A 25,606-nucleotide genomic window follows, 5' to 3' on the forward strand; every position below is an offset into this window, starting at 1 on the left:
CCTCCCGGGCCACCCGAGCCACCCCGGCCTCCCGGGCCACCCGAGCCCCCCGGCTTCCCGGGCCTCCCGGGTCCTCGGATGAGGAGCGGTGGTTCACAGACGGGGTCGGCAGCGGTGACACAACCCCTTCGCGCCCGGCGGCCCGATGCGACCCGGCGACTCGGGGGGTGGACCTGCCGTACGCCCTGCCAGGCCGGCCGGTGCGTGGCGCGGTGCGGGAACGGGCGGTTGGCCCGGGCCATCACCGGCACCCGGGGGTCGAGGGCCGGCATCCGCCGGCCCTCCCCCACTGTCATGCGGCACTCCATGAACGTCTGGACGAGTGTCCGGCACTCGGGATCGTCAAGTCGCCATCACAACGAGGAAGTTGAGCTGGAGAACAACACATGGACCGGATCAGGACAGCAGGAAGTCGGCCTCTCCCGCCTTGGCGCCTTCGATGAACGCGGTCATCTCGTCCGCGGTGTAGATCAGCGCCGGGCCGTCGGGGTCGGTGGACTGGCGTACGGCGATCCGGCCGTCGGCCAGCTTCATCGCCTCCAGGCAGTTCCCGCCGTTGCCGCCGCTCCAGGGCTTGTGCCAGCCCTCGCTGCCCAGCTCCCGCGCGGGCATGCCGTTGTAGACGTGTCCGCGCGGCTCTATGTGATCCATTCACAGCTCCTTGCGGAGATCCCGGAGGATCTCCTTCGTGCGTTGTGCCGTAGCGGCCTGCGCCGCCATGCGGTCCATGACCTCGAGGTGGGTCGCCACCTCGGCGCGCCCGTCCAGGTAGACGGCGCCGGTCAGGTACTCGCTGTAGACCATGTCCGGCAGCTCCGGCACGGCGAATCGGAACAGCACGAAGGGCCCGTACGTCCCCGGGTGCGGTCCGCTCGCGAACGGGACGACCTGGAGCGTCACATGGGGCAGCTTCGTGGCCTCGAGCAACTTGTCGATCTGCGTACGCATCACCTCCGGACCGCCGACCGGACGGCGCAGGGCGGTCTCGTCCATCACCGCCCACAAGCGCGGGGCGTCGGTACGGGTGAGCAGTTGCTGGCGCCGCATGCGCAGGGCGACGTGCCGCTCGATGTCGTCCGGGCTCGTCTGGCCGACGGCACCGGACTTGAGTACGGCGCGCGCATAGTCCTCGGTCTGCAGCAGGCCGGGGACGAAGTGCGGCTCGTAGGAGCGGATGAGGCTCGCCGCGCCCTCCAGGCTGACGTGCATCGAGAACCAGCCGGGCAGGATGTCGTGGAAGCGCTGCCACCAGCCGGGTCTGTTGGCCTCCTCGGCCACCTGGACGAAGAGTTCGGCCTCGTCGTCGGGTACGCCGTAGGCCTTGAGCAGAAGTTGCAGGTACGGGATCTTGAGGGCGACCTCGGCCATCTCCATGCGGCGGACGGTGGCGGGTGCGACGCGCAGCACGCGGGCGGCGTCCTCGCGTTTCAGTCCGGCGCGTTCCCGCAGGTCCAGCAGGCGCCGGCCGAGGACCACCTGACCCACCGTCGGGGCGGACCGCGGTTCGCTCACGCTCCCACCTCCATCAAAAGCTCCACCGAAAGCTACGTCGACCGTTCCACCGACAGCTCCACCGAAATGTTTCCCGACAGCCCTGCGGCGCCATTCGAAGGTGCATTCGAAGACCGGTCGGATCTCCGATGACCCCAATTGGCGCCGCGCGACGTGCTGTTGCGAGCAGTGTGCCACGGCCTCCGGCCGCGTCACACGGCACTCTGCAATTTTCAGAGTGACACTTGCCAAGTGTTCACGGCGGGGAGATAGTGGCAAGCGTGATTCCGTCCGCGCCCTTAGGAACAGACGCCGCAGACCGTCCCGGTCTCGGTGCCGCCACGGCAGTCCCCCAACGGGGCACGGCCGAGCGCCGGTTTCGCTTCGAGCTGGCCGCCCATCCGGGTTCCGTCGCCCAGGCGAGGCGTCTGGCGCATGCCCGGCTGACCGGCTGGTCGGTGTGCGAGGACACCTGCGACAACGCGGCCCTGGTCGTGTCGGAGCTGGTCACGAACGCGATCGTGCACACCGCGAGCAGTCACGTCGTGTGCGAGCTGCAGGACCACGACGACACCGTGCGCATAGCCGTGCGCGACGAGGGCTGTGCCCCCGGAGAACCCCACCCGTCCCCGCAGCGGCCCGACGAGGAGCACGGGAGGGGATTGCTTCTCGTCGACGCGCTGTGCCGGGCGTGGGGCGCCCAGGAACACGGGCCCGGACTGCTGGTCTGGGCCGAGCTGGCCCGGCGGACCGACGCGGCTGATGACAGCGCCGAGCCGCGCGACGACCTCGGCTGGGGCGCCCGCCCCAAGCCCGGACGCCCCGACGACTCCGACGAGGACGAGCCCCCGGAGGGCCGGTACCGCTCTTCGGAGCAGCCCCCGCAACGGACACCGGAGCATCAGCCCCGCCACGAGGTACCGGGGCAACACCACCGCCACGCGGCCACGGGCCAACACCACCACGAGGCCCTGGAGCAGCACCGCCACGGTGCCCCGGAGCCCCACCGGCACCGGACCCTTGACCGACCCCCGCACCAGCCTCTGCACCGCGCCCCTGAGCAGCACCGCGGCGGGGACCGCCCGTGACCGGCGGCTACGACGCCGACCGCGTGGACGGCACCGGCTCGGCACGGAACAGCCCCGCCGGCATCGCCCCGCGCACCCCCACGAGCCTCGGTCTCGACACCCTGGTGCGGTTGCGGCGTCACCGGTCCGCGCCGGACGCGCCGCGGCGGCTCACGGTGCCGGACGACATGAGCGCACCACTCGGCTGCGACGCCGTGGCCGTGCCCGACCGTCTCGGTCCGCTGGTCGTACCCCGGCTGCCACGGCTGGGCTGTGTGTACGCCGACGGCGTCCGCTGGTGGTGGATCGTTCCGTCGGACTCCGACTACGCCCTGCCCTGGCCGTCCCCGGCCCACTACGCCCCCGGTGCCCTGGTCACCGGCACCGCCCGGCTCATCCACCGGCCGGAGGGAACGGTTCCGTACACCCCGCCGATCCCCCTGTACCTGTCCCTGTGCCGGGTGACGGGGACGGCCCCGGACTGGTCCCGGGCCGTCTCGGCGTAGCCCTGCGCCGGCCTTGGCCGAGGCGCCCACCCAAGGCGCCGGGTGCCCAGGCGCCCACCGAGGTAAGGAAGCCCAGGCGCCGGGTGCCGAGGCGCCCACCGAGGTGCGGAGGCCCGGGCGCCCACTCAGGTACCGGCTTCCGCTGCGGAGCGGCTGCGGCTTGTCCGCGGCTGCTCGCGCGGTCCTCGCGCCCCTTGGGCCGGCCGCCCACCGGTCGGCTGACGGGGCCGGCCTCCGTCCCGGCCGCCCCGCTCCACCTGCACCTCCACCTCCCACCGCACGCTCCCACCACTCCCCCCGCACTCCCCCACGCGCCCTCCCCGACGCCGGCCCGTGCGGGGATAGTGGCCCTTCCGTCACGGTCCGGGAGGTCACGGTGAGGAAGCGGCGGGGGGCGCCCGAACCCGCGGTGTCGGGGTCGGAGCAGCTGTTGTTCGGCGGGCCGCTGCGCTACGACGTGGGCTGGAACGAGCACGAGGACGCCTTCCTGGAGCTGAGCCTGCGCGCGATGGTGGTCCGGCTCCCCGGCATGCTGGCGTCCAGTCTCCGGCTGGCCCGGCAGGCCGACGCCCGTGCCTCGTGGATCGTCCTGGCCGCCGAGGTGGTCCGGGGTGCCGCCCAGGCGGTGAGCCTGCTGGCCGTGAACAGCGCGCTCGGCAGTCTGCTGACTGGCCCGGACATCCAGCAGCGGCTGCGCTCGGCCGCCCCCGCCCTGGTCGCCATGGCCGCCGTGGCTCTCGTGACCGTGCTGCTGCGGGCGGCCTCCACCTACGCCACCGGGCGGCTGGAGCCCAAGGTGGAGCGGGTGGCGACCGAGCTGTATCTGGAGCGGGCGGCGAACGTGGAGCTGGCCGCGATCGAGGACCACGCCTTCCACAAGCTGCTGGACACCGCCCGGTACGGCGCCGAATCCGCGCGCCGCATGATCTCCTACGGCACCCGGGTGATCGGCGCGCTGATCTCGCTGGCGGCCGCCGCGGGCGTGCTGGCGGTGCTGCACCCGGTCCTGCTGCCGCTGCTGGTCACCATGACCCTGCCCAGCGCCTGGAGCGCGCTGACCAACGCGCGGCGCCGCTACGAGTCCTTCCACGTCTGGGTGCAGCACGCCCGCGCCGGCCGGCTGATCAGCCATCTGCTCACCGAGCAGGCCGCGGCCCCGGAGATCCGGGTGCACGGGGTCGGCCCGTTCCTGCTGCGCCATTTCCGGTCCATGTCCCAGACGGCGGAGGCGGAGCAGGCCCGGCTGTCCCGGCTCGCCGCCCGGACCGGTCTGATCGCGGCGGCCTGGACGGGCCTCGCCACACTCGCCACCTACGCCACACTGGGCGCCCTGCTGCTGGCCGGCGCGATGGCCCTGTCGGTCGCCGGTACGGCGGTGATCGCGATCCGCACCGGTGCCGCGAGCCTGGACACACTGGTGCTGGAGATCAACCAGCTGCACGAGGAGGCCCTGTTCGTGGGCGATCTGCAACGGCTGTACGTGGAGGCGGCCGAGCGGGCCATCCCGGCGGGCGGCGAGGCCCTCCCGGAGGACCCGAAGGAGATCCGGTTCGAGCACGTCACCTTCAGCTATCCGAGTGACGCGAGTCCGGATGCCCCGGCCCGCCCCGCCCTGGACGACGTCACCCTCACGCTGCCGCTCGGCCGGATCATCGCGCTCGTCGGCGAGAACGGCTCGGGGAAGACGACGCTGGTCAAGCTGCTGGCGGGGCTGTACACGCCGGACCGGGGCCGCGTTCTGTGGGACGGCGTCGACGCGGCGGGGGCCGACCGGCGGCTGCTCGCCGAACGCATCGCGATGGTGGCGCAGGACTTCAAGCGCTGGCCCTTCACCGCCCGGGTGAACGTGGCCGTCGGCCGCTCCGGCGCGCCCATGACCGAGGAACGGCTGGCCGTGGCCGTGGCCGAGGCCGGGGCCGGGGAGGTGGTCGCGGATCTGCCGCGCGGCCTGGACACCCTTCTGGCCCGCGACTTCAGCGGCGGGCACGAGCTGTCCGGCGGCCAGTGGCAGCGACTCGGCATCGCCCGGGCGGCGTACCGGCGCGGGCGGGTGCTGATCGTGGACGAGCCGACGGCCGCGCTGGACGCGCGGGCCGAGCTGGAGGTGTTCGAGAAGATCCGGGCGCTGGCCGGCAGTGGCCAGACGGTCGTACTGATCACCCACCGGCTGGCCTCGGTCCGGCACGCCGACCTGGTGCATGTGCTGGAGCACGGGCGGCTGGTGGAGTCCGGGACCCCGCAGGAGTTGCTGGCCGGGGGCGGTGTCTACGCCGAGCTGTACGCGCTGCAGGCGCAGCAGTTCACCGCGGAGGTCCCGGCACCGAAGCCGGCCTGAGCGACCTCACTCCGTGTGGTCACCGCCCCGTACGATCACCAGGAACGTGTCCGTCGCGAGGTCCATGACGACTTCCGCCGGCAGGCCTTCCTGACGCCGGGCGTGCGCGAACTCCTCCGCGGGCCAGGAGCCCCGCGGACCACCGGCGGGAAAGCGTTCGAGCACGGTTCGCCCGTTCACCATCTCGCACCTCCAGAAAGCATCGTGCTTATGCGAGTTAACGCCCTGGAGACGGAAAACGCCTCGCTCGGTGACGGGACTGAGACATTACCTACACCCATCCGGCGCGGAGCGTGAGAACACGTTCACTTCGTGACAGGAAACGCACTGTCCGTGTCAGGAGTCGTACTCGTCGTGAAGGCGGAGCGGGTCGCTGCCGGCGGGGCTGCGGCCGAGCGCGGTCAGGTCGAGCAGACCGGCGAGGGTGCCGAGTCCGTCCAGCCCGTCGTCGTACACCGAGTAGGTGTGGAAGACCCGGTCGTGGTCGCGCAGGAAGCAGCTGATGCCCGGGCGCTCGGTCAGGCCCCGGTCCGACGTCACCGTGGCCTCGAAGTCGAGGTTGAAGTCACCGCCGGAGGAGTACCAGGGCACCGCCCAGCCCATCCGCGCCTTGAACGGCAGGATCCGGGTGAAGGGCGCCCGGGAGACGGCCGCGAACGCGGTGTTCCGGGCGCGCAGGTGGGCGAGGTGGCCGACCTGGTCCAGGAAAGCCGAGCAGCACGGGCAGCCGCTCTCCCACTCCGGCGCGAACCTGAAGTGGTGGACGACGAGCTGGGCCCGGTCCTCGAAGAGGTCCAGGAGGGTGGCCTTGCCGTCGCCGCCCTCGAAGACGTACTCCGTGTCGACCTCGACCATGGGCAGCCGCCGCCGCTCCGTGCCCAGGACTTCGCGTGCCCGTCTGACCGCCTCCTCCTTGTGCAGCAACTCCTCGCGCGCCGCGCGCCACTGCTCACGCGAGACGATCTCCGGAAGCGACATGGGTCCTCCTGCCGACGGTCGGTTCGGGGTGGTGACCGCCGCGGGAAGCGGAACTCATCGCCCGGCGCGGACCTTCTCGCGCCGCCTTTTCCGGCACACCCGGCGCAGGGGCCGCCACCCGGCTTCAGCCGGGCCCGTCGGTCCGTTCAGTACGTCACGGGAAGGGCCCGCAGCCCCCGGGCGCGCATCGACTGCCGCCACGTCACCTCTCCCTCGGCGAGGGCGAGTTCGGGGAGGCGTTCCAGGAGGGCCGCCAGGGCGATCTCCGTCTCCGCGCGGGCCAGCGGCGCGCCGAGGCAGTAGTGGATGCCGTGCCCGAGGGCGAGATGCCCGGCGGCGTCGCGGGAGAGGTCGAGGCGGTCGGGGTCGGGGAAGCGGGCGGGGTCGCGGTCGGCGGCGGACAGGGACGCCCAGACCGTCTCGCCCGCCGGAATGGTGACCCCGGCGATCGTGACGTCCTCCGTGGGGAACCGGCGTATGGCGAACAGCATGGGCCCCTCGTAGCGGGCGAACTCCTCGACGGCGGCGGGGAGTCGCTGCGGGTCCTTGCGCAGGGCGGCGAGCTGGTCCGGGTGCTGCAGCAGGGCGAGCACGGCGTTGCCGATGAGCTGGACCGTGTTCTCGTATCCGGCGAAGAGGATGAGGAAGGCCAGGGACATCAGCTCGTCCTCGCCGAGCCGGTCGCCCCCGTCGCGTACGGCGATCAGGTCGGAGAGCAGATCGTCGGCGGGCGCCCGGCGTTTGGCCTCGAGGAGCCGGGTGAGGAAGTCCAGCATGGCCGCCATCGCCTCCTTGGTGGCGTGGGGGCGGGCCGGGTCGGGCGCCGCGAGGCTGTCGGTCCACTGCCGGAAGTCCAGCCGGTCCCCCTCCGGGATGCCGAGCAGGTCGCAGATGACGGTGATGGGCAGCGGTGCGGCGTAGGAGGCGACCAGGTCGGTGCTGCCGTGCGGGCCGAGCGCGTCGAGAAGCCGGTCGGCGGTACGGCGGATCGGGTCGCGGAGCTGCTGCACGCGGCGCGGGGTGAAGGCGCGGCCGACCAGGCGCCGGATGCGGGTGTGGTCGGGCGGGTCCATGTTCAGGAGGTTGGCGTCGAGGGCGGGTGGCAGGGAGAGCCCCTTGTAGGCGCCGGCCGTGGCCCGCCGCTTGTCCAGCGAGAGCCGGGGGTCGGCGAGCGCGGCCCGGACGTCCTCGTACCGGGTGACGAGCCACGCGGCGGTGCCGTCCGGTCCGGTGATGCGGTGCACGGGCGCGGTCTCGCGCAGGCGCCGGTAGACGTCGTAGGGGTGGTCGAGGAGGCCGTCGGCGGGATCCATGGGCTTCAGCCTAAGGTGCCGGGACGACCTGCCGGATCACCTTCCCGACTGCGTTGTGCGGTCGGTGAGTTGGCCGACGGGAGGGAGGAGACTCCCCGGGCGGGAGGGGAGGGGAGGGGAGGCGGGGCGGGATCCGGCCCGGGCACGGGTCGCCCCGCCCCCCGGTCCGTCAGTGTCCGAGTCCCTGGTTCAGGCGGGCCAGCAGGAGATTCGGGTCCTGCTGGGTGAAGTACGCGGCGCTGTCGACGTAGACCGTCCCGTCGTGTACAGCGAGGGAGGTCGGGTTGGACAGTCCGTCCGCCTGCGTGAGGGCGGCGGTGCGGGTGCCGTCCGGATGCACCTCGACGACCTCGTTGTCGCCGATCAGGGCGGCGAGGACGGTGTCACCGTACGGCGCGGCGAACGTGAAGTCGTCGATGTGGTCGAGCCCGGTGGCCCGGGTCTCCACCGGCCCCGCGCAGCCGTTCGGCCGTACGGGAATGCGCAGCAGCGTCCCCCGGTCGCTGTTGGACACCCATACGGCACCGCCGTGGACCTTGACGCCGTTGGCGCCGAAACCGGCGCCGGTGACGGGCACCGGCGTGAGGGCGGTGTCCTGGGCCCACACGGTCGGTGTGCCCCCTGTCCGCGGAACCCGCCACACGATTCCCTGAGCCGAGTCGGCGGCGTAGAGCACTCCGTGCCGCTCGTCGAGCGCGAGACCGTTGGGCAGGGCGGTCGCCGGGAGCTGGGCTATCTGCCGGGGCGCGCCGCCGTCGGGGTCGATGCGCCAGATGCCGGTCTTCGCCGTGCCGGTGGCGTAGTCGACGTAGAGCGTGCCGTCGTGGGCGCGGGCGATACCGAAGACGGTCGCGGCCTTGAGGACGGGGGTGTTCGGGTTCGGCTCGTCGGGCAGGGTGGCGGTGATCGTCGTGTGGCCGTCCGGCGTGACGTGGGCGATCTGCCGGGCGGAGGCGAAGGTGAGATCGGCGGATCCGTCGGGCTCGACCGTGATGTTCTCCGGCGTCTGCCCTGCCGCCAGGTCGAAGTGGGCGACGATGTGCGGCTGGGACACGGTCGGTTCACCGGCGGCCGCGGGGGACGCCGCGAGCACGACGGCGGCGACGACGGCCGCAGCGGCACCGGTCGCGAGTCTGAGACGGGTGAGTCGGGGCATGAACCTCTCCTTGTGCGGGGGACATGGACCTTTCTCTTGGACGCGGACACGCCGCCGCGGGTTGACTCGGTCCGAGCCCACGCGGGCCTCACCCGGCGAGCGGCAGGCCGGGCAGCCGTAGCGCCGTGCGCTCCCGGCGTCCCTTCTCGAACTCGGCCAGCAGGGCGGTGAGTTGCTCCCGGTGCGGGTCTGCGAGGCGGCCGGAGTCGTCGAGGTGGACGGCGCAGGCGGTGGTCGTGTCGACGAGCCGTTCGAGGGTGGCGACCACCTCGTCCGCGCCCTGCGTGTGCCGGGCGAGCGAGGGGAGTTCGGCGGAGGCGAGGGTGATGGCGGCCCGGGCTTCGGCGAGGGTGCGGTAGGCCTCGCGTCGCAGGGTCCAGCGGGTGGCGCGGTCAGGGGACCGGCTCAGCACGTGTGCGAGGTAGGCGTGCGCGGCGTTCCCCGCGGCGGCCAGCCGGGCCCGCACTCCCCCGCCCCGCTGCCCCGGCATCGGCAGATGCCCGACGACCAGGACGATCACGCAGGCGAGCAGCGTCTCCCCGATCCGGCTGACGGAGGCCTGCGGCTCACCGCCGACCATGACCAGACTGAGCACGAGTACTGTCACGACCGCGGTCTGGGCGGCGAAGTGCCGTGTGGCGACGGGGATCAGGGCCCCGCTGACGGCCACGAGCGCGATGAGCCCGCCGGGCCGGGGCAGCACCGCGGCGAAGCCGGCGAACACCACGGCGCCGAGCACGGTTCCCGCCGCCCGGCACAGCACCCGGGAGGCGAGCGGCCCGAGGTCGGGCTTGACGAGGAAGACGACGGTGGCGGGCAGCCAGTACCAGTGCTGGTGCCGGCCGTACCAGCTGGTGTGGTGCAGCGCCTGGGCGAGGGCGGCGCCGGCCCCGAAGCAGAGGGCGACCCGCAGCCCGTACTCGCGCCCGCCCGCACCCGACGCGGCGCGGACGGCGGAGCGGACGGCGTCCTTGGCGCCCCGGCGCCGGGCGGGCAACCGCTGCTCCGCGCCCTCCGCCCGGTCGAAGGCCTCGGCGGCGCGCAGGAGGGCGTCGTCGAGGGCGCGCAGGGCGGGGGCGGACCGGTGGGGGGCGGGCAGCGGGCCGGTGGCGGTGTTGCCGCGGACGGCGGCGGCGAGCCGCCGGGGACCCTCCGCGGCCCTCGCCGAGACCGGCTCCCCCGCCCAGAACAGCGCGGTGGCGGCCTCGGCGAGGGGCAGCGCGGCAGCGTACTGCGCATGCAGCCGGCGCTCGGCGGCGGAAGAGGCGTACCGGCGCAGCCGGGGCCCGGCGAGGGCGTCCTGGGCATGGTCGAGGGCCGCGGTGAGCGCGGCCCGCCGGGCGGTGGCCTGCTCACCGCCCACGGCGTCCAGGAGCGCGGCGACGGCGTCGTACACCGCGGCGACCGCCGCCCGCTCCCCGTCGAACCTGAAGTCGCCGGCGAGGGCACCGGGTGTGGGCAGGGCCAGCCGCAGGACGAGCAGCCATCCGGCACCGGCGAGGAAGGCGAGGGCGCGCAGCCGGCCGCTCTCGGCCCCCGGCATCCCTGCTCCCAGGGCGGCCCCGACCAGCAGCTGTGTCCCGACGGCGGAGGCCACGGGCCCGACCGCGCTGACCCCGCCGGCGACCAGCCCGAGCCCGGTGAGCGCCAGAGCGAGCGGTACGGCGGCCAGCCCCTGCCCGGCACACGTGCCCACGAGCAGCCCGAGGGCGCCGGCCAGCGCGGGCACCCCGAGCCGCTTGACGGAGGCGCGGCGACTGCCGGGCCGGTCGTTGATGCCGGCGAGCATCGCACCGATCGCGGCCAGCACACCGTCGGACGTCCGTCCGGCGACCACACCGGCGGACAACAGCGGCCCGGCGGCGAACGCGCCCCGGGTCACCGCGCTCCAGGGCACGGGACCGCGCTGCGCGCGCAGGGCATGGGCGAGCCAGGGAGGTGCGACGAGCCGGGACACGGGACTCCTGTTCGTACGAGGGCGGGGGGCGCCTTCGGACGACGGTGGCCGGGTGACGGTGTGTCCACCGTAGAGGGCGTTTGCCGAGCGAACGGGGCGATCACGTTTCGCGCACGTGAAAGGTGCCGGGACGGCCGGTTTCTTTATGAACGCAATTCCGCGAGGCCCACCGCGATGCGTCGCAACGGCTCGCGCAGCGCGGGGCCTGGGGGCTCGGGGACCTGGTCAACCCGCCGCAGCCTGAAAAACCAGATGCGGGCAGGGTCGAGAGAAACGACCATCGGGACGTTGTCCGCCTTCTCCAGGAGCAGCCTTCGTGATCGAGCGCGTGACCGCCCCCGCCCTCTTCCCCCCGCCCACCTATTCCCACGCCTCCGTCGTCGAGGCCGGGACGAGGCTGGCCTTTCTGGCCGGGGCCGTGCCGCTCGACGAGGAGGGGGAGGTCGTCGGCCCGGGTGACCCCGTGCGGCAGGCCGAGCAGGTGATCGCCAACCTGCGGGAGCAACTCGATGCCGTGGGAAGCGACTTGGCGCATGTGGTCGCCACGGACGTGTATGTGGTGAGCAGCGAGCCCGCGGTGCTGTCCGCGGTGTGGGAGGTCGTGGAGGCCTCCGGGCTCAGCGCGGGGCCGCATGCGTCGACCCTGCTCGGTGTCGCCTGTCTCGGTTACACCGGGCAGCTGGTGGAGATCACGGCCACGGCTGTGGTGCCGGAGCGAGGAGGAGTGCCGGTGACGGGCGAGGTCGTGTTGCGTCGGGCCGTGGCGGAGGACGGCCGGGCCGCCGCCGATGTGTATCTGCGGTCCTTCGACGCCGCCCTGCCCACCGTCGTCCGCGCGCACACCGACGACGAGGTGCGGGAGTACTTCGAGCATGTCGTCGTCCCGTTGCGGGAGACCTGGGTGGCGGAGGCCGACGGCGCGGGGATCGTCGGACTGATGGTGCTGGAGGGGGCCGTGCTGTCCCAGTTGTATCTGGACCCCGAGTGGCGGGGGTGCGGTATCGGCGACCGGTTCGTCGCGCTGGCCAAGGAGCGCAGCCCGGGCGGGCTGTCCCTGTGGACCTTCCAGGTCAACGAGCCCACCCACCGCTTCTACGAGCGGCACGGTTTCACCGCCGCCGAGTTCACCGACGGCAGCGGGAACGAGGAGCGGGAGCCGGACGTGCGGTACGTCTGGCAGCCGTGAACCCCCGCGTTCCGGCTCGCCGCTACGGCCGTCCCCGCCTCCTCTCCTTGGGCAGCAGCCTGCCGTAGCTGCCCGCTCGGCCGGTGGTCAGGCCCAGGCGGGGGCCAGCCCGGTCACGGTGGTGCCCGGGCCTGCTGCGGCTCGGACACCGCGGACGATCGCCTCCGGCGACCCCGAGTCGGCGGGACCCTGGCCTGCCGGCCAAGGACCGGTGCCGGTGCGCGCCGGCTACGGCAATCCTGCCGTCATCGCCGCCGTACGCAGCACTTCACGGAGCATCTCCGGGGTGAGCCGGCCGGTGAAGGTGTTGCGCTGGCTGACATGGAAGCAGCCGAAGAGGTCCAGGCCGTCGAGGGCGACCCTGGTGCCGTGCGCGAAGGCCGGACGGGGGCGCGGCACGGTCCAGCCCGACTCGGTGAACGCGGGCAGAGCGGCCTGCCAGCCGAAGGCACCGAGGACGACCACGGCCCTCAGCGTCGGGCGCAGCAGCTTCAGCTCCTGCACCAGCCAGGGGCGGCAGGTGTCGCGCTCGCCGGGGGTGGGCTTGTTCGCGGGCGGGGCGCAGTGCACGGGCGCGGTGACGCGGACGCCGTACAGTTCCAGCCCGTCGTCGGCGCTCACCGAGGTGGGCTGAGAGGCGAGCCCCACGTCGTACAGCGCCTGGTAGAGCACGTCTCCGGAGCGGTCGCCGGTGAACATCCGGCCGGTGCGGTTGCCGCCGTGCGCGGCGGGGGCCAGTCCGATGATCGCCAGCCGGGCGTCGGCCGGACCGAAGCCCGGTACCGGCCGCCCCCAGTACGTCCAGTCGGCGAACGCGGCCCGTTTGGTACGGGCCACCTCTTCACGCCACTCGACCAGCCGAGGGCAGGCCCCGCAGTCCGCGACACGCCGGTCGAGCCGGGCGAGGGCACTGCTGTCGTCCATACGGCCACCGTATGCCCGCCGGACGGGCCGGGCTGCGGGCTGGGCCGGGCGGGGCGGGCCGCGGGCTGGGCGGGCCAGGTAAGCCAACCGCTTCACCTGCGGAGGAACACCTCACCCTGACCGCGGCGCGCGTCACTGACGTATCGGCGGGGTCAGCACGAACCACGAGGGTTCTGGGCGTCTACGGAGGGTCCGCGGCTGGGCCGGGAGTTGCGGGAAATGGGGGCCGCGGGATCCGGTGCTGGGACGTCCCCGGGGATCACCCGCCGTGCCGAGCACGTCGATCCGCTCGATGTGTTCCACGCCGACGTCGGGCTCTGCGCCACGCGGCCACCCCGCTCCCCCGGAAAATCGCCTCCGGCTCACACCGCCCGGGGAGCTAAGGTCGGGGGCATGGCTTCCGAGGTTGCGGACGAGAACGTGAACGGTGGGACCGGCGGGCCGGACGGCACCGGCTCCTCCCAGGACGCCCAGGGCGCCGGTGCCTCCGCTGATCAGCCTGTCGATGCCGATCAGCACGTCGATCCGAAGACCACCGCCGCGGTGGCCGCCGCCGCGGCCGCGGGGCCGGCCCCGGGCGAGACGGTTCGGATCGACAGCTGGATCTGGGCCGTGCGTCTGATCAAGACGCGTTCCCTGGGCGCCACCGCCTGCCGAGGCGGGCACGTCCATGTGAACGGCGAGCGGGTGAAGCCCGCCTACTCCGTGCGCGTCGGCGACGAGGTGCGGCTGCGGCACGAGGGCCGGGAACGGATCGTGATCGTCAAGCGCCTGATCCGCAAGCGGGTCGGTGCCCCGGTCGCCGCCCAGTGCTACATCGACAACTCCCCTCCGCCCCCGCCTCGCGAGGCCGTCGCGCCCGCCGGCTTCCGCGACCGGGGCGCCGGCCGACCCACCAAACGCGATCGCCGCGATCTGGAACGCCTCCGCGGCCTCGCGGGCCCGGGCGTCCCCGGCGGCTACGGCACCTTCGGCGGCGCCGCGAGCCCCAGCGGCTTCGCCGCGTCCGGCGGAACCGGTGGATCGGGCAGGCGGGCCGCCCCCGGCGGGCGCGGCGGATCCGGCGGAACCGGCAGGCACGGCGGATCCCGGTCCGGTGAGACCGGTGGCTCCCGCGAGCGCGGTGGATCCCGGCCCGGCGGAACCAGCGGACGCGGCGGATCCTGATCCAGCGAGCGCGATGGATCCAGGTCTGACGAGACCGATGGATTTCCGCGCCCGCGGTGGATCCCGGCCCGGCGGAACCAGCGGACACGGCGGATCCTGATCCGGCGAGCGCGGCGGCCCCAGGTCCGACAGGACCCGTGGGCGTCCTCGGCCACCGTGATCCCAGCGCGTTAGCCGACACGCGGCCGTCGGTGCCGGCGGCTGGGCCCCCGCGCCCGGTCGCCGGCGTTGGCGCGCCGCCGCAGCAGGCCTCGCCGCCTCTGTGTTTCTGGCGCTCCTGGTCTCGGCTGGACCCGTGTGCTTCTGACGGCGTTCGACCAGGTCAGTGTGGCCGTGGGGATCCCGTCGGCGGCGTGGCCCACCCGCGTCACCGTCGCCGTAGCGACCGGAGCAGCTCCCCGTTGTGCCCGCGTCGGGCCCAGGCGATCACGGCGAGCGGCACCATCAGGATCAGTGGGGTCGCCGCGTTCTGGCCGTCGAAGACCGTGAGCTGGACGATGAACGCGCCCGCCATGAGCGCACTGAGCGCGACCGCCGCCACGGACTGCAGCACAGGGATCAACAGCGCGACCGCCCCGGCGAGTTCGAGCGCGCCGATGGTGTACATGGCCCCACTGCCCCAGCCGATCTTGTCGAAGGACTCGACGGCCGAGGGGTGTGCGATGAGCTTGGGCAGCGCGCTCGCGATGCCGTAGAACAACGCGAGCAGGACCTGCACGGATCGCAGCGTGATCCGGGCCGCGCGCCTCCGGGCGCTGAGCGAGCCGGTGGCGGTGACGGGAGCGGCGGTCTCGGACATGGGGGCCTCCTGGGAGAAGCGGTGCCGGTTGCTTTCACCGGGGTAGACCCGGCACGGTCCGGAAACTCATCGCCCTCCGGCCGCCCGGTGCGGCCGCGGCCCGCTATGCCCTCCGCACCGCTCTCACCCAGGTCCCGTCCGGGGTCAGGTACGCGTCCACCTCAAGTCCCGCCTCTCCCAGCGCCGACTCGAACTGCTCCCTTGCCAGGGGGCGGGCGAGGAACGTCTGGGTCCAGGCCTCGAGGGGGCTGCATACCGTGCGCGCCCCGCGGACCCGGCTCCAGCATGTCGGCGGACTCGTCCACCGCCGTGACCGACCGTCATGCCTGGACAACGCCCCGTCCCCGCACACCCGTTCCCATCCCCCCAGGGTTCACTCGTTCGAGCTATTCCGCGTCAGCCGGCGGAGAACGGGAACCATCCGTGTCCCACGTACCAGTGGCCGCCCGCCCTGAGGTGGTCCCCCACGGCCCGCTCCACGGACGTGCGGCGCGGCAGTTCCGCGACCGGCAGGTCGGGGTCTCCGAAGACGAACTGGACGGGTTCGGTGTCGGACGGCTCGGTGTCCTCACGGGCGGTGCGGAACCGGTTCTGGAAGCGGACGATGTGGGAGTCGGCCGGCAGGTACCGTTTCAACTGCGGGTCGAGCAGCCAGGAGTGGCACAGCGCGGCCACCGGCCGCTCCTCGGGGAAGTGCACGGCGAAGAACTCGCGGGCCCGGTCCAGGGAGCGGTCACAGGCGGACGGCGTCAGCCGGCCCTGGAAGTCGGGGATGTGCAGGTTCAGGCAGGGCGTGCCGGGGACCGCGTCCAGTCCGGCCGCCGCGATCACCGGTGCCGAACGCTGACCGAGCCGTGCCCGCTCGAACTGCAGCCGGCCCAGCTGGTACAGCTCACCGCGGAAGTGACGGACGAGCCAGTGCCCCGCATGCACGCCGGTCGTACCGTGCCGTCTGCGGTGCACCGCCATGTGCCGGCCCAGGTCGGCCAGGGTGCGCCGGGAGACCTCGGACGGTATGCCGCGTTCCCGGTGCCGGGCGAGTGTGCGCGGGACCGCGGCGACGAACACGTACGCGGGGAAGGTGGCGCTCAGCTCGGGCGGCACCGCCCCCAGGAACTCCGCGAGGTCGGGTGGGTGGCCGGTCGCCTCCGGGTGGCGGAACAGCTCCTCGACGCACTCCGCGAGGAGCCTCAGCGCGCCCGGGTCAGCGGTGACCCGGCTCCGCCCGGCCACCAGTGCGTTGACGTCCTCGTGCGGCACGGCCAGGTCGAGGAGCAGCTCGGGCAGGTCGTCGGCGTCGGGCAGCAATGGATCCCCCTTCGGCGAGCGACGGACGGCACCTTGCTGCACTCCGTGGATGCACTCCGTGGTCGCACGTCGTGGTCGCGCGTCGTTGATGAACGTCGTCACCGAAGAGTACGTTGCAAGCAGGAGTGTGATACCGGTGCGTACGGGCAGTGAACCGGTGACCGCGCGCAGTCCTCTGCGGGCGCGGTTCTGGCTGTGCCTGTGGGGGCTGGCCTGGGCGGTCTTCGGCACGGCGGCGTTCGCGTTCGCCGGGCGCCCGGGATGGGCGGCGGCCTGCGGGGTCCTGTGGCTGGTCGTCACCGTGGACATGATCATGGTCCTGCGCCACATCCGTCAGGGTCCGCACTACCAGCCGGGCCGCGACGTGCCGCCGTATCCGCCGCCGGAGAACGGACCGCCGTACCCGGGAGCGCCGTACTCGAGGCGGCCGTACCAGGGACCTCCCAGGCACCGGCATCCGTGATCGGCCGACGCGGCACGCGCCGCTCAGCCGTCGAAGCGCGCCGCCTTCAGGTACTGCGGGTTCGGGTCCAGCGCGGCCGCGAGGCGGAAATGGCGTGTGGCCTGGTCGGGCCGGCCCTGGCGTTCATACGTGCGGGCCAGAGCGAAGTGCGCGAACGCGTTGTCCGGCTCGCGCTCCAGCACGATCGTGAACTCCAGCTCGGCGGGCCGCAGTTGTGCCGCCGCGAAGAACGCACGCGCGCGGAGCAGGCGGGCCGCCGTGTTCTCCGGGTGCGCGGCGATGACGCCGTCGAGCAGCTTCACCGCGCCCCGCGGATCCCGCGAGTTGAGCAGTTGCTCGGCTGCACGGAAGTCGATGACATGCGTTTCCGGAGTACGTCCGGTGGGACCGCTGGTCTCGGGCACGGCAGAGTCCTTCCCTCACTGCGGCACTTCAACGCCCGCGGAGGGGGCCGCTATTCCGGGGCTGTCCCGGGGCCCGGTTCCGAGCCCTGTGCCGCGGAAGCCCTGCGCGCCCGCCGCGCGAGGTCCTCCCACACCTCGGCGACGCGCTGGTGCAGCGCGTCCAGGGGTACGTCGTTGTCGATCACGATGTCCGCGATCTCCCGGCGCTGCTCGCGGCTCGCCTGCGCGGCCATACGCGCGCGTGCGTCCTCCTCGGTCATCCCGCGCAGCCGGACCAGCCGGTCGAGCTGGGTCTCGGGGCTCGCGTCCACGACGATCACGAGGTCGTAGAGCGGCGCCAGCGCGTTCTCGGTGAGGAGGGGAACGTCGTGAACCACTACGGCGTCATCGGCCGCGGCGTCCTCCAGCTCACGGGAGCGGGCGCCCACCAGGGGGTGCACGATCGAGTTGAGGACGGCGAGCTTCTCGGGGTCGGCGAAGACGATCGAGCCGAGCTTGGGCCGGTCCAGGCTGCCGTCCGCGGTGAGGACGTCCTCGCCGAAGGCCTCGGCCACGGCGGCGAGGCCGGGGGTCCCCGGCGCCACGACTTCGCGCGCGATGCGGTCCGCGTCGATCAGCACGGCCCCGTGCTCCACGAGCAGCCGTGACACCTCGCTCTTGCCGGCGCCGATCCCACCGGTCAGGCCCACGGACAGCATGGCTGCGCCTCCACCTCACGAACCCCCATCCGCGGGGACGACATGCCGACTCCGGCACCGCCGGTCAGGCCCACCCAAGCCTCCGCGTCCGCGGAGAGAAGTGGGCGCGGTCACCCGGCAGCCTAGCGGATCAGTTGTCGCCTTCCCGCTCCGCCAGGAACCGCTCGAACTCGCGCCCGATCTCGTCGGCCGACGGGATGTCCACGGGCTCGGCGAGCATGTTGCCCCGGGTCTCGGCGCCCGCGGCGGCGTCGTACTGGTGCTCCAGGCCCTGGACGAGCGCGGTGAGTTCCTCGTCGCCCTCCTGGATCTGCCGGTCGATCTCCGTCTGTGTGCGGTGCGCGTCCGTGCGCAGGGAGTGCGCGACTCCCGGCAGTACCAGGCCGGTGGCGGCCGTGATGGCCTCCAGGACGGTCAGGGCGGCGTCCGGGTACGCGGAGCGGGCGATGTAGTGCGGGACGTGCGCGGCGACGCCCAGGACGTCGTGCCCGGCCTCCATCAGGCGGTACTCGACCAGCGACTCGGCGCTGCCGGGGACCTGGGCCTCCTCGAAGGGGCTGCGGTGGCCCGGGACGAGGTCGGTGCGGTTGCCGTGCGGGGTGAGATCCACCGGCCGGGTGTGCGGGACGCCCATGGGGATGCCGTGGAAGTTCACGGACAGGCGTACGCCGAGCCGCTCCACGATCTGCCGTACGGCCCCCGCGAACCGCTCCCACTCCACGTCCGGCTCGGGCCCGGACAGCAGCAGGAAGGGGGCGCCCGTGGTGTCCTGGACGAGGCGGACCTCGATGGCCGGGACCTCGTAGTCGGTCCATCGGTCGCGCTTGAAGGTCAGCAGGGGCCGGCGGGCCCGGTAGTCCACGAGCCGGTCGTGGTCGAAGCGGGCGACGAGCTGGTGGGGCAGTGAGTCGAGCAGCCGGTCGACGATCTGGTCGCCGGTCTCACCCGCGTCGATGTATCCGTCGAAGTGGTAGAGCATGACAAGGCCGGCCGACTCCTGGGCGAGTGCCATGTCGACAACGGCGAGGCCCTTCGGCTCCCATGCGTACAAACCCTGCGGATCAAGCACTGTGACCGCTCCTCCTCGTGTTCCTCCTGGACAACACGCCCTGGAACGCGGGCATTCCCGCAACCGGCCACTGATCAGGGTGGTCGCTCCGACCACCTTGACGCACCGTCAGTTGGTCCTCCCGAAAACGCCTGAGGGACCGCACCTCGAAAGGTACGGCCCCTCAGGACCAGCTATCGGCTAAGCCCAGTGGCTAGCGTTCAGCTCTGGCCGCCGGCCAGCTTCTCGCGCAGTGCGGCCAGCGCCTCGTCCGAGGCCAGCGCGCCGGAGGTGTCCGCACCCTCGGAGGAGTACGAACCGCCGGTCGCGGCCGGAGCCGCAGCCTCGCCACCCTCGGCCGCGGCAGCGGCGTCGGCCTCGCGGGACTTGATGACCTGCTGCTGGTGCTGCTCGAAGCGCTGCTGCGCCTCGGCGTACTGGCGCTCCCACTCCTCGCGCTGCTTCTCGTAGCCCTCGAGCCAGTCGTTGGTCTCGGGGTCGAAGCCCTCGGGGTAGATGTAGTTGCCCTGGTCGTCGTAGGACGCGGCCATGCCGTACAGGGTCGGGTCGAACTCGACCGAGGCCGGGTCGGCACCGAAGGACTCGTTGGCCTGCTTCAGCGAGAGGCTGATGCGGCGGCGCTCGAGGTCGATGTCGATGACCTTGACGAAGATCTCGTCGTTGACCTGGACGACCTGCTCCGGGATCTCCACGTGGCGCTCGGCCAGCTCGGAGATGTGGACCAGACCCTCGATGCCCTCGTCCACGCGGACGAACGCACCGAACGGCACCAGCTTCGTGACCTTACCGGGCACGACCTGGCCGATCTGGTGGGTGCGGGCGAACTGCTGCCACGGGTCTTCCTGGGTCGCCTTCAGCGACAGGGAGACGCGCTCGCGGTCCATGTCGACGTCGAGGACCTCGACGGTGACCTCCTGGCCGACCTCGACGACCTCGGAGGGGTGGTCGATGTGCTTCCAGGACAGCTCGGAGACGTGGACCAGACCGTCGACGCCACCCAGGTCCACGAAGGCACCGAAGTTGACGATCGAGGAGACCACACCGGAGCGGACCTGACCCTTCTGGAGGGTCGTGAGGAACGTCTGGCGGACCTCGGACTGGGTCTGCTCCAGCCAGGCACGGCGGGACAGGACCACGTTGTTGCGGTTCTTGTCCAGCTCGATGATCTTGGCCTCGAGCTCCTTGCCGACGTACGGCTGGAGGTCGCGGACGCGGCGCATCTCGACCAGGGAGGCCGGGAGGAAGCCACGGAGGCCGATGTCGAGGATGAGACCACCCTTGACGACCTCGATGACGGTACCGGTGACGATGCCGTCCTCTTCCTTGATCTTCTCGATGGTGCCCCAGGCACGCTCGTACTGGGCGCGCTTCTTCGAGAGGATCAGGCGGCCTTCCTTGTCCTCCTTCTGGAGGACCAGGGCCTCGATCTCGTCGCCGACGGCGACGACCTCGTTCGGGTCGACGTCGTGCTTGATCGAGAGCTCGCGGCTCGGGATGACACCTTCGGTCTTGTAACCGATGTCGAGCAGGACCTCGTCCCGGTCGACCTTCACGATGACGCCGTCGACGATGTCGCCGTCGTTGAAGTACTTGATCGTCTCGTCGATCGCTGCGAGGAAGGCTTCCTCGTTACCGATGTCGTTGACCGCTACCTGCGGGGTGGTGGCGGTGGTCTCGGTGCTGCTCGTCATGTGGGAAAGGGCTCCGGTACGGACATTGAAGTCGTAGGTACTGCTTACGCCGGGAGCCCGTTTCGCTCTGCAGAAGCCGGACAGCCAAGGAAGCGCCCCACCAGAGACTGGTGATGGCGCCTCGACAACCGAGGGGACATACAACAGATGCGAGCGCAGCCTGCTACGTCTGAGGTGCGCAGGCCCGCAGCGCAACTTGTAGCATACGGGGGCAGCCGGACATGGTCAATGCGCGAAGGCGCACACCGGGGGCGGATCACCGCATAACCGGCAGAAGAAACGTCCTTTGAGGCCACATGGCCTGTGGGACCGCCACCGTCACGGACCCCTTCCGGGTTGGACGGAAGAGTACGACGAGGGAGCCGATCATCCAAGAGCCGGAAGCGTACGAACCCCAGGGATCCGAGGCCGCAGAACCGGAGGCCACGCGGCGTGACGCCGGCGTCGCTGAGAGCTCGCGGGCCAACCGGGGCTGGTGGGACCGCAACGCGGACGAGTACCAGACCGAGCACGGCACGTTCCTCGGTGACGACCGCTTCGTGTGGGGTCCGGAGGGCCTGGACGAGGTCGAGGCCGAGCTGCTGGGCCCGTCGGAGGAGCTGAAGGGCAAGGAGGTCCTGGAGATCGGCGCGGGCGCGGCGCAGTGCGCGCGCTGGCTGGCCGCCCAGGGCGCCCGTCCGGTGGCGCTGGACCTCTCCCACCGACAGCTGCAGCACGCCCTGCGCATCGGTGGATCGTTTCCCCTCGTCTGCGCGGACGCCGGCGCGCTGCCCTTCGCGGACGGCTCCTTCGATCTGGCCTGCTCGGCGTACGGCGCGCTGCCGTTCGTGGCCGACCCGGGGCTGGTGCTGCGCGAGGTGCGCCGGGTGCTGCGGCCGGGCGGCCGGTTCGTCTTCTCGGTGACGCATCCGATCCGCTGGGCGTTCCCCGACGAGCCGGGACCCGAGGGCCTGTCCGTGTCCTCCTCCTACTTCGACCGCACACCGTACGTGGAGCAGGACGAGGAGGGCCGCGCGGTCTACGTCGAGCACCACAGGACCCTCGGCGACCGGGTCCGGGACATCGTGGCGGCCGGCTTCCGGCTGGTGGACCTGGTGGAGCCGGAGTGGCCGTCCTGGAACACCTCGGAGTGGGGCGGCTGGTCGCCCCTGCGCGGCAACCTGCTCCCGGGGACCGCGGTCTTCGTGTGCGAGCGGGACTGACCGGTCCCCGCCGGCCCTCGGGGGCACGCGCGCGTGGAGGTCGTTCTCGCCGTCGTACGACACTGGGGGCGTGATCCGTTACGACGCCCTGGACGCGCTGCCCGTGCGTTCCGCCCTGCCCGCCCTGACCGAGGCCCTGGAGGGTGCCGGGACCGCCGTGCTCGTGGCGCCGCCCGGCACCGGCAAGACGACGCTGGTACCGCTTGTGCTGGCGGGGCTGGTCGGCGGCGGGCCGGCACGGCGGGTCGTGGTGGCCGAGCCGCGCCGGATCGCGGCCCGGGCGGCGGCCCGGCGGATGGCCTGGCTGCTGGGTGAGAGGCCGGGCGAGAGCGTCGGCTTCACGGTGCGGGGCGAGCGCGTCGCCGGGCGGCACACGCGCGTGGAGGTCGTGACGACCGGTGTGCTGCTGCAGCGCCTGCAGCGCGATCAGGAGCTGGCCGGCGTGGACGTCGTCGTGCTGGACGAGTGCCACGAGCGGCACCTGGATGCCGACACGGCGGCCGCGTTCCTGTGGGACGTGCGGCAGGCGCTGCGGCCGGAGCTGCGGCTGGTGGCCGCGTCGGCGACGACGGACGCGCAGGGCTGGGCCCGGCTGCTGGGCGGGGCACCCGTGGTCGAGGCGGACGGGGTCGCGCACCCGGTGGAGGTGGTGTGGGCGCCGCCCGCGCGCCCGGTACGGCCGCCGCACGGGATGCGTGTCGATCCGGCGCTGCTGGCGCACGTGGCGTCCGTGGTGCGCCGGGCGCTGGCCGAGCGGGAGGGGGACGTGCTGTGCTTCCTGCCCGGTGTGGGCGAGATCGCGCGGGTGGCGGGGCAGCTCGGGGATCTCGGGGCGGTGGATGTGCTCCAGGTCCATGGACGGGCGCCGGCCGCCGTGCAGGACGCGGTGCTCGCTCCGGGGGCCCGGCGCCGGGTGGTGCTGGCGACCTCGGTGGCGGAGTCGTCGCTGACGGTGCCCGGGGTGCGGGTGGTGGTGGACTCGGGGCTCGCGCGGGAGCCGCGGGTGGACCACGCGCGCGGGCTGAGCGGGCTGACGACGGTGCGGGCCTCGCGCGCCGCCGGGCGGCAGCGGGCCGGGCGGGCCGGGCGGGAGGCGCCGGGGGCGGTGTACCGGTGCTGGGCGGAGGCCGAGGACGGGCGTCTGCCGGCGTTTCCGGCGCCGGAGATCAAGGTGGCCGACTTGACCGCGTTCGCCTTGCAGGCGGCTTGCTGGGGGGATCCGGACGCCTCCGGGCTGGCGTTGCTCGATCCTCCGCCGGGTGGGGCGATGGCCGCGGCGCGCTCCGCGTTGGCAGCGGTGGGGGCGGTGGACCCCGCCGGTCGGGCGACTGCGGTCGGGGCGCGCTTGTCGTTGCTGGGGGTCCACCCCCGGCTGGGGCGGGCCTTGCTGGACACGGCCGGTGAGGGTGCGGAGGTCGTCGCTCTGCTCTCCGAAGAGGTGCCGCGGGACTACGGGGATGATCTTGCCGCTGCTTTGCGGCGTGCCCGGAGCGGGAGGGACGCCTACGCTGCGCGGTGGACTGCGGAAGTGCGGCGGCTGCGGGCCCTCTCCGGGGACTCTCCCCACCCGCGCGCCCGTGACCGCCGTCGGACGGAAGGCGCCGAGCAGGCCCCACCGGGCACCCCGGCGGGGGTGCGCGTCCGCGGGGCGGAGGTCGCCGGCCAGGTCGGACCGGGCGCCGGTGACGACAAGCTCGCCGGGCTCGTTGCCGCTCTCGCCTTTCCCGAGCGGGTCGCCAGGCTCGACGGTGGGTCGTATCTGATGGCCTCCGGGACTCGGGCCGAGCTGGGGGACGGGTCGGCGCTGCGGGGAGCGCCCTGGATCGTCGTGGCCGTGGCCGACCGGCCCGCGGGGAAGGGGCACGCGCGGGTGCGGCTCGGGGCTGCCGTGGAGGAGGGTGTGGCTCTGACCGCCGCCGGCCCGCTGCTCACCGAGCGGGACGAGGTGCACTGGGCCGACGGGGACGTCGTGGCCCGGCGGGTCGAGCGGCTGGGGGCCGTCGAGCTGGCCGTGCGGCCTCTGAAGGGCGCCGAGCCGGCCCTCGTACGCGCGGCCCTCCTCGAAGGGCTGCGGCAGGAAGGGCTCGGGTTGCTGCGCTGGTCACCGGAGGCGGAGGTACTGCGGCAGCGGCTGGCGTTCTTGCGGGCGCATCGGGGGGAGCCGTGGCCGGACGTGTCCGACGACACGCTGCACGCGCGCGTGGACGAGTGGCTGGAGCCGGAGCTGAGCAGGGCGCGGCGGCGGGCCGATCTCGGGCGGATCGACGCCGGGCAGGGGCTGGCGCGGCTGCTGCCGTGGGCGAGCGGGGAAGCCGCGCGGCTGGACGAGCTGGCTCCCGAGCGGATCACCGTGCCGAGTGGGTCCGGAATCCGGATCGACTACCGGGACCCTGAGCGGCCCGTGCTCGCGGTGAAGCTTCAGGAGATGTTCGGGCTGCGCGACACGCCGGCCGTCAGCGGCGTACCGCTCCTCGTTCACCTGCTCTCCCCCGCCGGACGGCCCGCCGCCGTCACGGCCGACCTCGCCTCCTTCTGGAAGGACGGCTACAAGGGCGTACGCGCGGAACTGCGCGGGCGGTACCCGAAGCATCCGTGGCCCGAGGACCCGGCGACCGCCGAACCCACCCGGCACACCAACGCGCGGCTCAGGCGCTGACCGGTTCCGTCGTCCGAGCGGGGGCCGGGTCCTCGGGGCGGCGGGCGCGGGCCTCCAGGTAGAGGGAGAGGGCGAGGAGCAGCAGGCCTGCCGTCAGGGAGCCCCGGGGGACGTACGAGGTGAGCGTCAGGACCAGGGTGCGGTTGTGCTTGACCAGGGCGACCGTGTGCTCGGTGTAGTCCTCGCGCATCCTCACGTCCCCGGCGAACGCCGTGACCCTGGCCCGGCCGCCCAGCAGGGTGCCGCCGCGCAGTTCCTCCTTGTGGAGTTCCTCGCCGTAGACGGGTGCGCCGGTGACCGGTTCGACCCAGAACCTGCGGACCGTGCTGTACCAGCGGGTGGTTCCGGTCCTGGCGACCGATTCCGGGGTGATGCCCTGGACGGGCATGGTCTTCGGCATCGGGACCTTCGTCCAGGGGATGGTCTGCTCGAAGTAGTAGACGGTCAGGCCGCGGAAGGCCCGGGTGCCCTTGTAGTGGATGGGGCTGGTGGTGCGGGTCTGCGCGTCGAAGTACTCGTAGTCGCGTTTCTGCGTCAGGAAGGGCCACTTGAACTCGATGCCCCGGCGGGTGACCGGGTCGCCGTCGACCATCTCGCCGGTGGCGTGGACGGGGTCCTGGCTGTGGGCGTCGAAGATGTACCGCTCGGGGACCTTCGAGACCATCCTGCCGTCGGGCCCCTGGACGTAGGAGAGGCCGTCCCAGACCACGACCGGCCGGCCCGCCGTCTTCTCGATCTTCTTCGCGGCCTCCACGTTGCCCCTGAGGGTCTGCACGATGGTGACCACGGAGACCTTCTTCGCGCGCATGGTGCCGTAGTCGAGGAGGGTGGCACCCCTGGCTTCCAGGACCATGTCCTGGTACTGGTTCGCGGGGATCCTGGCCAGGCGCGGGAAGGCGTACCAGCGCATGAGCGGGGACAGCGCCGCGCAGAAGACGGCGCAGGCGAGCAGGACCAGGCTTGCCTTGCGGCGCATGGAAGGCCTCCCTCCCGGACGGGCGCGGCTACGGATGCGAGGGCACCGTCGTCAGCAGCGGCTTGGGGGACGTCCGGCCCGTCGGTGCGCCCATGGCGGTCATCGCCAGGACCAGGGCGAGCGCGAGGGCGAGGGCGAGACCGGTCGCGGCGGCGATCAGGGCGCGCATACGGGCCTCCCGGCGGACGGTCGGGCTCCTGACGATCTGCTGATGGTTCGTCAGGTCCGGCACCGTAGCAACGGGCGGGTGAGATGAGAAC

At 72.9% G+C, this 25,606-nt stretch carries 23 protein-coding genes and 4 pseudogenes; 9 read left to right on the forward strand and 18 right to left on the reverse strand.

Annotated elements, in window-relative coordinates:
• Positions 1-173: 173 nt before the first annotated feature.
• The 3 genes and pseudogenes from ACWC94_RS12525 to ACWC94_RS12535 form a co-directional block, all read right to left on the reverse strand.
• Positions 174-281: pseudogene (locus ACWC94_RS12525) on the reverse strand (SAM-dependent methyltransferase); the annotation flags it as partial.
• A gap of 115 nt (positions 282-396) precedes the next feature.
• Positions 397-651 (reverse strand): DUF397 domain-containing protein, encoded by a 255-nt coding sequence (locus tag ACWC94_RS12530; protein WP_450796500.1) that lies wholly within the window; start codon positions 649-651, stop codon positions 397-399.
• On the reverse strand, positions 652-1,512 hold the full coding sequence (locus ACWC94_RS12535) for a helix-turn-helix domain-containing protein (protein ID WP_450796501.1): 861 nt from the start codon (positions 1,510-1,512) through the stop codon (positions 652-654).
• Positions 1,513-1,736: 224 nt separating this feature from the next.
• Between ACWC94_RS12535 and ACWC94_RS12540 the strand changes: the two are divergent.
• The 3 genes and pseudogenes from ACWC94_RS12540 to ACWC94_RS12550 form a co-directional block, all read left to right on the forward strand.
• A pseudogene (locus ACWC94_RS12540) lies at positions 1,737-2,351 on the forward strand (ATP-binding protein); the annotation flags it as partial.
• 290 nt (positions 2,352-2,641) lie between these two features.
• On the forward strand, positions 2,642-3,064 hold the full coding sequence (locus ACWC94_RS12545; protein WP_450796675.1) for a hypothetical protein: 423 nt from the start codon (positions 2,642-2,644) through the stop codon (positions 3,062-3,064).
• Between the two features lie 376 nt (positions 3,065-3,440).
• Entirely contained in the window at positions 3,441-5,399 is a 1,959-nt protein-coding gene (locus ACWC94_RS12550) for an ATP-binding cassette domain-containing protein (RefSeq protein ID WP_450796502.1), read from the forward strand.
• Between the two features lie 6 nt (positions 5,400-5,405).
• Here the strand turns inward: ACWC94_RS12550 and ACWC94_RS12555 are convergent, their stop codons facing one another.
• The 5 genes from ACWC94_RS12555 to ACWC94_RS12575 form a co-directional block, all read right to left on the reverse strand.
• Positions 5,406-5,582, reverse strand: a complete 177-nt coding sequence (locus ACWC94_RS12555; protein WP_360088459.1) for a hypothetical protein — start codon at positions 5,580-5,582, stop codon at positions 5,406-5,408.
• A gap of 153 nt (positions 5,583-5,735) precedes the next feature.
• Positions 5,736-6,377 (reverse strand): DUF899 domain-containing protein, encoded by a 642-nt coding sequence (locus ACWC94_RS12560; RefSeq protein ID WP_450796503.1) that lies wholly within the window; start codon positions 6,375-6,377, stop codon positions 5,736-5,738.
• Positions 6,378-6,523: 146 nt separating this feature from the next.
• Positions 6,524-7,690, reverse strand: a complete 1,167-nt coding sequence (locus tag ACWC94_RS12565) for a cytochrome P450 family protein (protein WP_450796504.1) — start codon at positions 7,688-7,690, stop codon at positions 6,524-6,526.
• 169 nt (positions 7,691-7,859) lie between these two features.
• Positions 7,860-8,846 (reverse strand): hypothetical protein, encoded by a 987-nt coding sequence (locus ACWC94_RS12570; RefSeq protein WP_450796505.1) that lies wholly within the window; start codon positions 8,844-8,846, stop codon positions 7,860-7,862.
• Between the two features lie 88 nt (positions 8,847-8,934).
• Positions 8,935-10,803 carry an FUSC family protein gene (locus ACWC94_RS12575; protein ID WP_450796506.1) on the reverse strand — a complete coding sequence of 623 codons (1,869 nt, stop codon included), beginning with the start codon at positions 10,801-10,803 and terminating at the stop codon, positions 8,935-8,937.
• Positions 10,804-11,131: 328 nt separating this feature from the next.
• On the opposite strand from ACWC94_RS12575, the pseudogene ACWC94_RS12580 reads away from it, so the two are divergent.
• Together ACWC94_RS12580 and ACWC94_RS12585 are read left to right on the forward strand one after the other, a co-directional pair.
• Positions 11,132-11,500 (forward strand): annotated as a pseudogene (locus ACWC94_RS12580) (RidA family protein); the annotation flags it as partial.
• Positions 11,501-11,533: 33 nt separating this feature from the next.
• Positions 11,534-11,989 carry an N-acetyltransferase family protein gene (locus ACWC94_RS12585; protein WP_450796676.1) on the forward strand — a complete coding sequence of 152 codons (456 nt, stop codon included), beginning with the start codon at positions 11,534-11,536 and terminating at the stop codon, positions 11,987-11,989.
• A gap of 228 nt (positions 11,990-12,217) precedes the next feature.
• Here the strand turns inward: ACWC94_RS12585 and ACWC94_RS12590 are convergent, their stop codons facing one another.
• A complete protein-coding gene (locus ACWC94_RS12590; protein ID WP_450796507.1) occupies positions 12,218-12,913 on the reverse strand; it encodes a uracil-DNA glycosylase in 696 nt (231 codons plus the stop codon).
• Between the two features lie 393 nt (positions 12,914-13,306).
• On the opposite strand from ACWC94_RS12590, the gene ACWC94_RS12595 reads away from it, so the two are divergent.
• Positions 13,307-14,080: an RNA-binding S4 domain-containing protein gene (locus ACWC94_RS12595; RefSeq protein ID WP_450796508.1), complete on the forward strand. Its 774-nt coding sequence runs from the start codon at positions 13,307-13,309 to the stop codon at positions 14,078-14,080.
• Positions 14,081-14,447: 367 nt separating this feature from the next.
• Here the strand turns inward: ACWC94_RS12595 and ACWC94_RS12600 are convergent, their stop codons facing one another.
• The 3 genes and pseudogenes from ACWC94_RS12600 to ACWC94_RS12610 all read right to left on the reverse strand — a co-directional run bounded on the left by ACWC94_RS12600 (position 14,448) and on the right by ACWC94_RS12610 (position 16,187).
• Positions 14,448-14,879: a DoxX family protein gene (locus ACWC94_RS12600; protein ID WP_450796509.1), complete on the reverse strand. Its 432-nt coding sequence runs from the start codon at positions 14,877-14,879 to the stop codon at positions 14,448-14,450.
• Positions 14,880-14,982: 103 nt separating this feature from the next.
• Positions 14,983-15,126, reverse strand: a pseudogene (locus ACWC94_RS12605) (SAM-dependent methyltransferase); the annotation flags it as partial.
• A 149-nt stretch (positions 15,127-15,275) separates the two neighbouring features.
• Positions 15,276-16,187 (reverse strand): acyltransferase domain-containing protein, encoded by a 912-nt coding sequence (locus tag ACWC94_RS12610; protein ID WP_450796510.1) that lies wholly within the window; start codon positions 16,185-16,187, stop codon positions 15,276-15,278.
• Positions 16,188-16,275: 88 nt separating this feature from the next.
• Between ACWC94_RS12610 and ACWC94_RS12615 the strand changes: the two genes are divergently transcribed.
• Entirely contained in the window at positions 16,276-16,650 is a 375-nt protein-coding gene (locus tag ACWC94_RS12615) for a DUF6343 family protein (RefSeq protein WP_450796677.1), read from the forward strand.
• A gap of 23 nt (positions 16,651-16,673) precedes the next feature.
• Here the strand turns inward: ACWC94_RS12615 and ACWC94_RS12620 are convergent, their stop codons facing one another.
• The 4 genes from ACWC94_RS12620 to rpsA all read right to left on the reverse strand — a co-directional run bounded on the left by ACWC94_RS12620 (position 16,674) and on the right by rpsA (position 20,512).
• The gene (locus ACWC94_RS12620; RefSeq protein ID WP_450796511.1) at positions 16,674-17,054 is read right to left on the reverse strand and encodes a tetratricopeptide repeat protein; all 381 of its coding nucleotides are present in this window, start codon (positions 17,052-17,054) and stop codon (positions 16,674-16,676) included.
• A gap of 50 nt (positions 17,055-17,104) precedes the next feature.
• Complete coding sequence (gene coaE / locus ACWC94_RS12625) at positions 17,105-17,752, reverse strand: dephospho-CoA kinase (protein ID WP_450796512.1); 648 nt, start codon at positions 17,750-17,752, stop codon at positions 17,105-17,107.
• Positions 17,753-17,882: 130 nt separating this feature from the next.
• Positions 17,883-18,821, reverse strand: coding sequence for a PAC2 family protein (locus ACWC94_RS12630; RefSeq protein WP_450796513.1), 939 nt, complete (start codon positions 18,819-18,821; stop codon positions 17,883-17,885).
• Between the two features lie 200 nt (positions 18,822-19,021).
• Positions 19,022-20,512: a 30S ribosomal protein S1 gene (rpsA, locus tag ACWC94_RS12635; protein ID WP_067042841.1), complete on the reverse strand. Its 1,491-nt coding sequence runs from the start codon at positions 20,510-20,512 to the stop codon at positions 19,022-19,024.
• A gap of 296 nt (positions 20,513-20,808) precedes the next feature.
• Between rpsA and ACWC94_RS12640 the strand changes: the two genes are divergently transcribed.
• Positions 20,809-21,714 (forward strand): class I SAM-dependent methyltransferase, encoded by a 906-nt coding sequence (locus ACWC94_RS12640; protein WP_450796514.1) that lies wholly within the window; start codon positions 20,809-20,811, stop codon positions 21,712-21,714.
• A gap of 70 nt (positions 21,715-21,784) precedes the next feature.
• The gene (gene hrpB, locus ACWC94_RS12645) at positions 21,785-24,370 is read left to right on the forward strand and encodes an ATP-dependent helicase HrpB (protein ID WP_450796515.1); all 2,586 of its coding nucleotides are present in this window, start codon (positions 21,785-21,787) and stop codon (positions 24,368-24,370) included.
• Here the strand turns inward: hrpB and ACWC94_RS12650 are convergent.
• Together ACWC94_RS12650 and ACWC94_RS12655 are read right to left on the reverse strand one after the other, a co-directional pair.
• Positions 24,360-25,346 (reverse strand): DUF3068 domain-containing protein, encoded by a 987-nt coding sequence (locus ACWC94_RS12650; RefSeq protein WP_450796516.1) that lies wholly within the window; start codon positions 25,344-25,346, stop codon positions 24,360-24,362. The genes hrpB and ACWC94_RS12650 overlap by 11 nt on opposite strands.
• Before the next feature lie 28 nt (positions 25,347-25,374).
• Positions 25,375-25,515, reverse strand: a complete 141-nt coding sequence (locus tag ACWC94_RS12655; protein ID WP_450796678.1) for an SPW_0924 family protein — start codon at positions 25,513-25,515, stop codon at positions 25,375-25,377.
• Positions 25,516-25,606 lie beyond the last annotated feature (91 nt).

The sequence above is a fragment of the Streptomyces sp. NPDC001135 genome (assembly GCF_053598395.1).

What these genes read in the sequence shown, in the direction of transcription:
- ACWC94_RS12565 (WP_450796504.1), bottom strand. Translation starts at nt 7,690, where the DNA reads ATGGATCCCGCCGACGGCCTCCTCGACCACCCCTACGACGTCTACCGG.
- ACWC94_RS12600 (WP_450796509.1), bottom strand. Translation starts at nt 14,879, where the DNA reads ATGTCCGAGACCGCCGCTCCCGTCACCGCCACCGGCTCGCTCAGCGCC.
- ACWC94_RS12555 (WP_360088459.1), bottom strand. Translation starts at nt 5,582, where the DNA reads ATGGTGAACGGGCGAACCGTGCTCGAACGCTTTCCCGCCGGTGGTCCG.
- ACWC94_RS12595 (WP_450796508.1), top strand. Translation starts at nt 13,307, where the DNA reads ATGGCTTCCGAGGTTGCGGACGAGAACGTGAACGGTGGGACCGGCGGG.
- ACWC94_RS12655 (WP_450796678.1), bottom strand. Translation starts at nt 25,515, where the DNA reads ATGCGCGCCCTGATCGCCGCCGCGACCGGTCTCGCCCTCGCCCTCGCG.
- coaE (WP_450796512.1), bottom strand. Translation starts at nt 17,752, where the DNA reads ATGCTGTCCGTGGGCCTGACCGGTGGGATCGGCGCCGGCAAGAGCGAG.
- ACWC94_RS12590 (WP_450796507.1), bottom strand. Translation starts at nt 12,913, where the DNA reads ATGGACGACAGCAGTGCCCTCGCCCGGCTCGACCGGCGTGTCGCGGAC.
- ACWC94_RS12615 (WP_450796677.1), top strand. Translation starts at nt 16,276, where the DNA reads ATGAACGTCGTCACCGAAGAGTACGTTGCAAGCAGGAGTGTGATACCG.
- ACWC94_RS12640 (WP_450796514.1), top strand. Translation starts at nt 20,809, where the DNA reads ATGGCCTGTGGGACCGCCACCGTCACGGACCCCTTCCGGGTTGGACGG.
- ACWC94_RS12650 (WP_450796516.1), bottom strand. Translation starts at nt 25,346, where the DNA reads ATGCGCCGCAAGGCAAGCCTGGTCCTGCTCGCCTGCGCCGTCTTCTGC.
- rpsA (WP_067042841.1), bottom strand. Translation starts at nt 20,512, where the DNA reads ATGACGAGCAGCACCGAGACCACCGCCACCACCCCGCAGGTAGCGGTC.
- ACWC94_RS12530 (WP_450796500.1), bottom strand. Translation starts at nt 651, where the DNA reads ATGGATCACATAGAGCCGCGCGGACACGTCTACAACGGCATGCCCGCG.
- ACWC94_RS12570 (WP_450796505.1), bottom strand. Translation starts at nt 8,846, where the DNA reads ATGCCCCGACTCACCCGTCTCAGACTCGCGACCGGTGCCGCTGCGGCC.
- ACWC94_RS12560 (WP_450796503.1), bottom strand. Translation starts at nt 6,377, where the DNA reads ATGTCGCTTCCGGAGATCGTCTCGCGTGAGCAGTGGCGCGCGGCGCGC.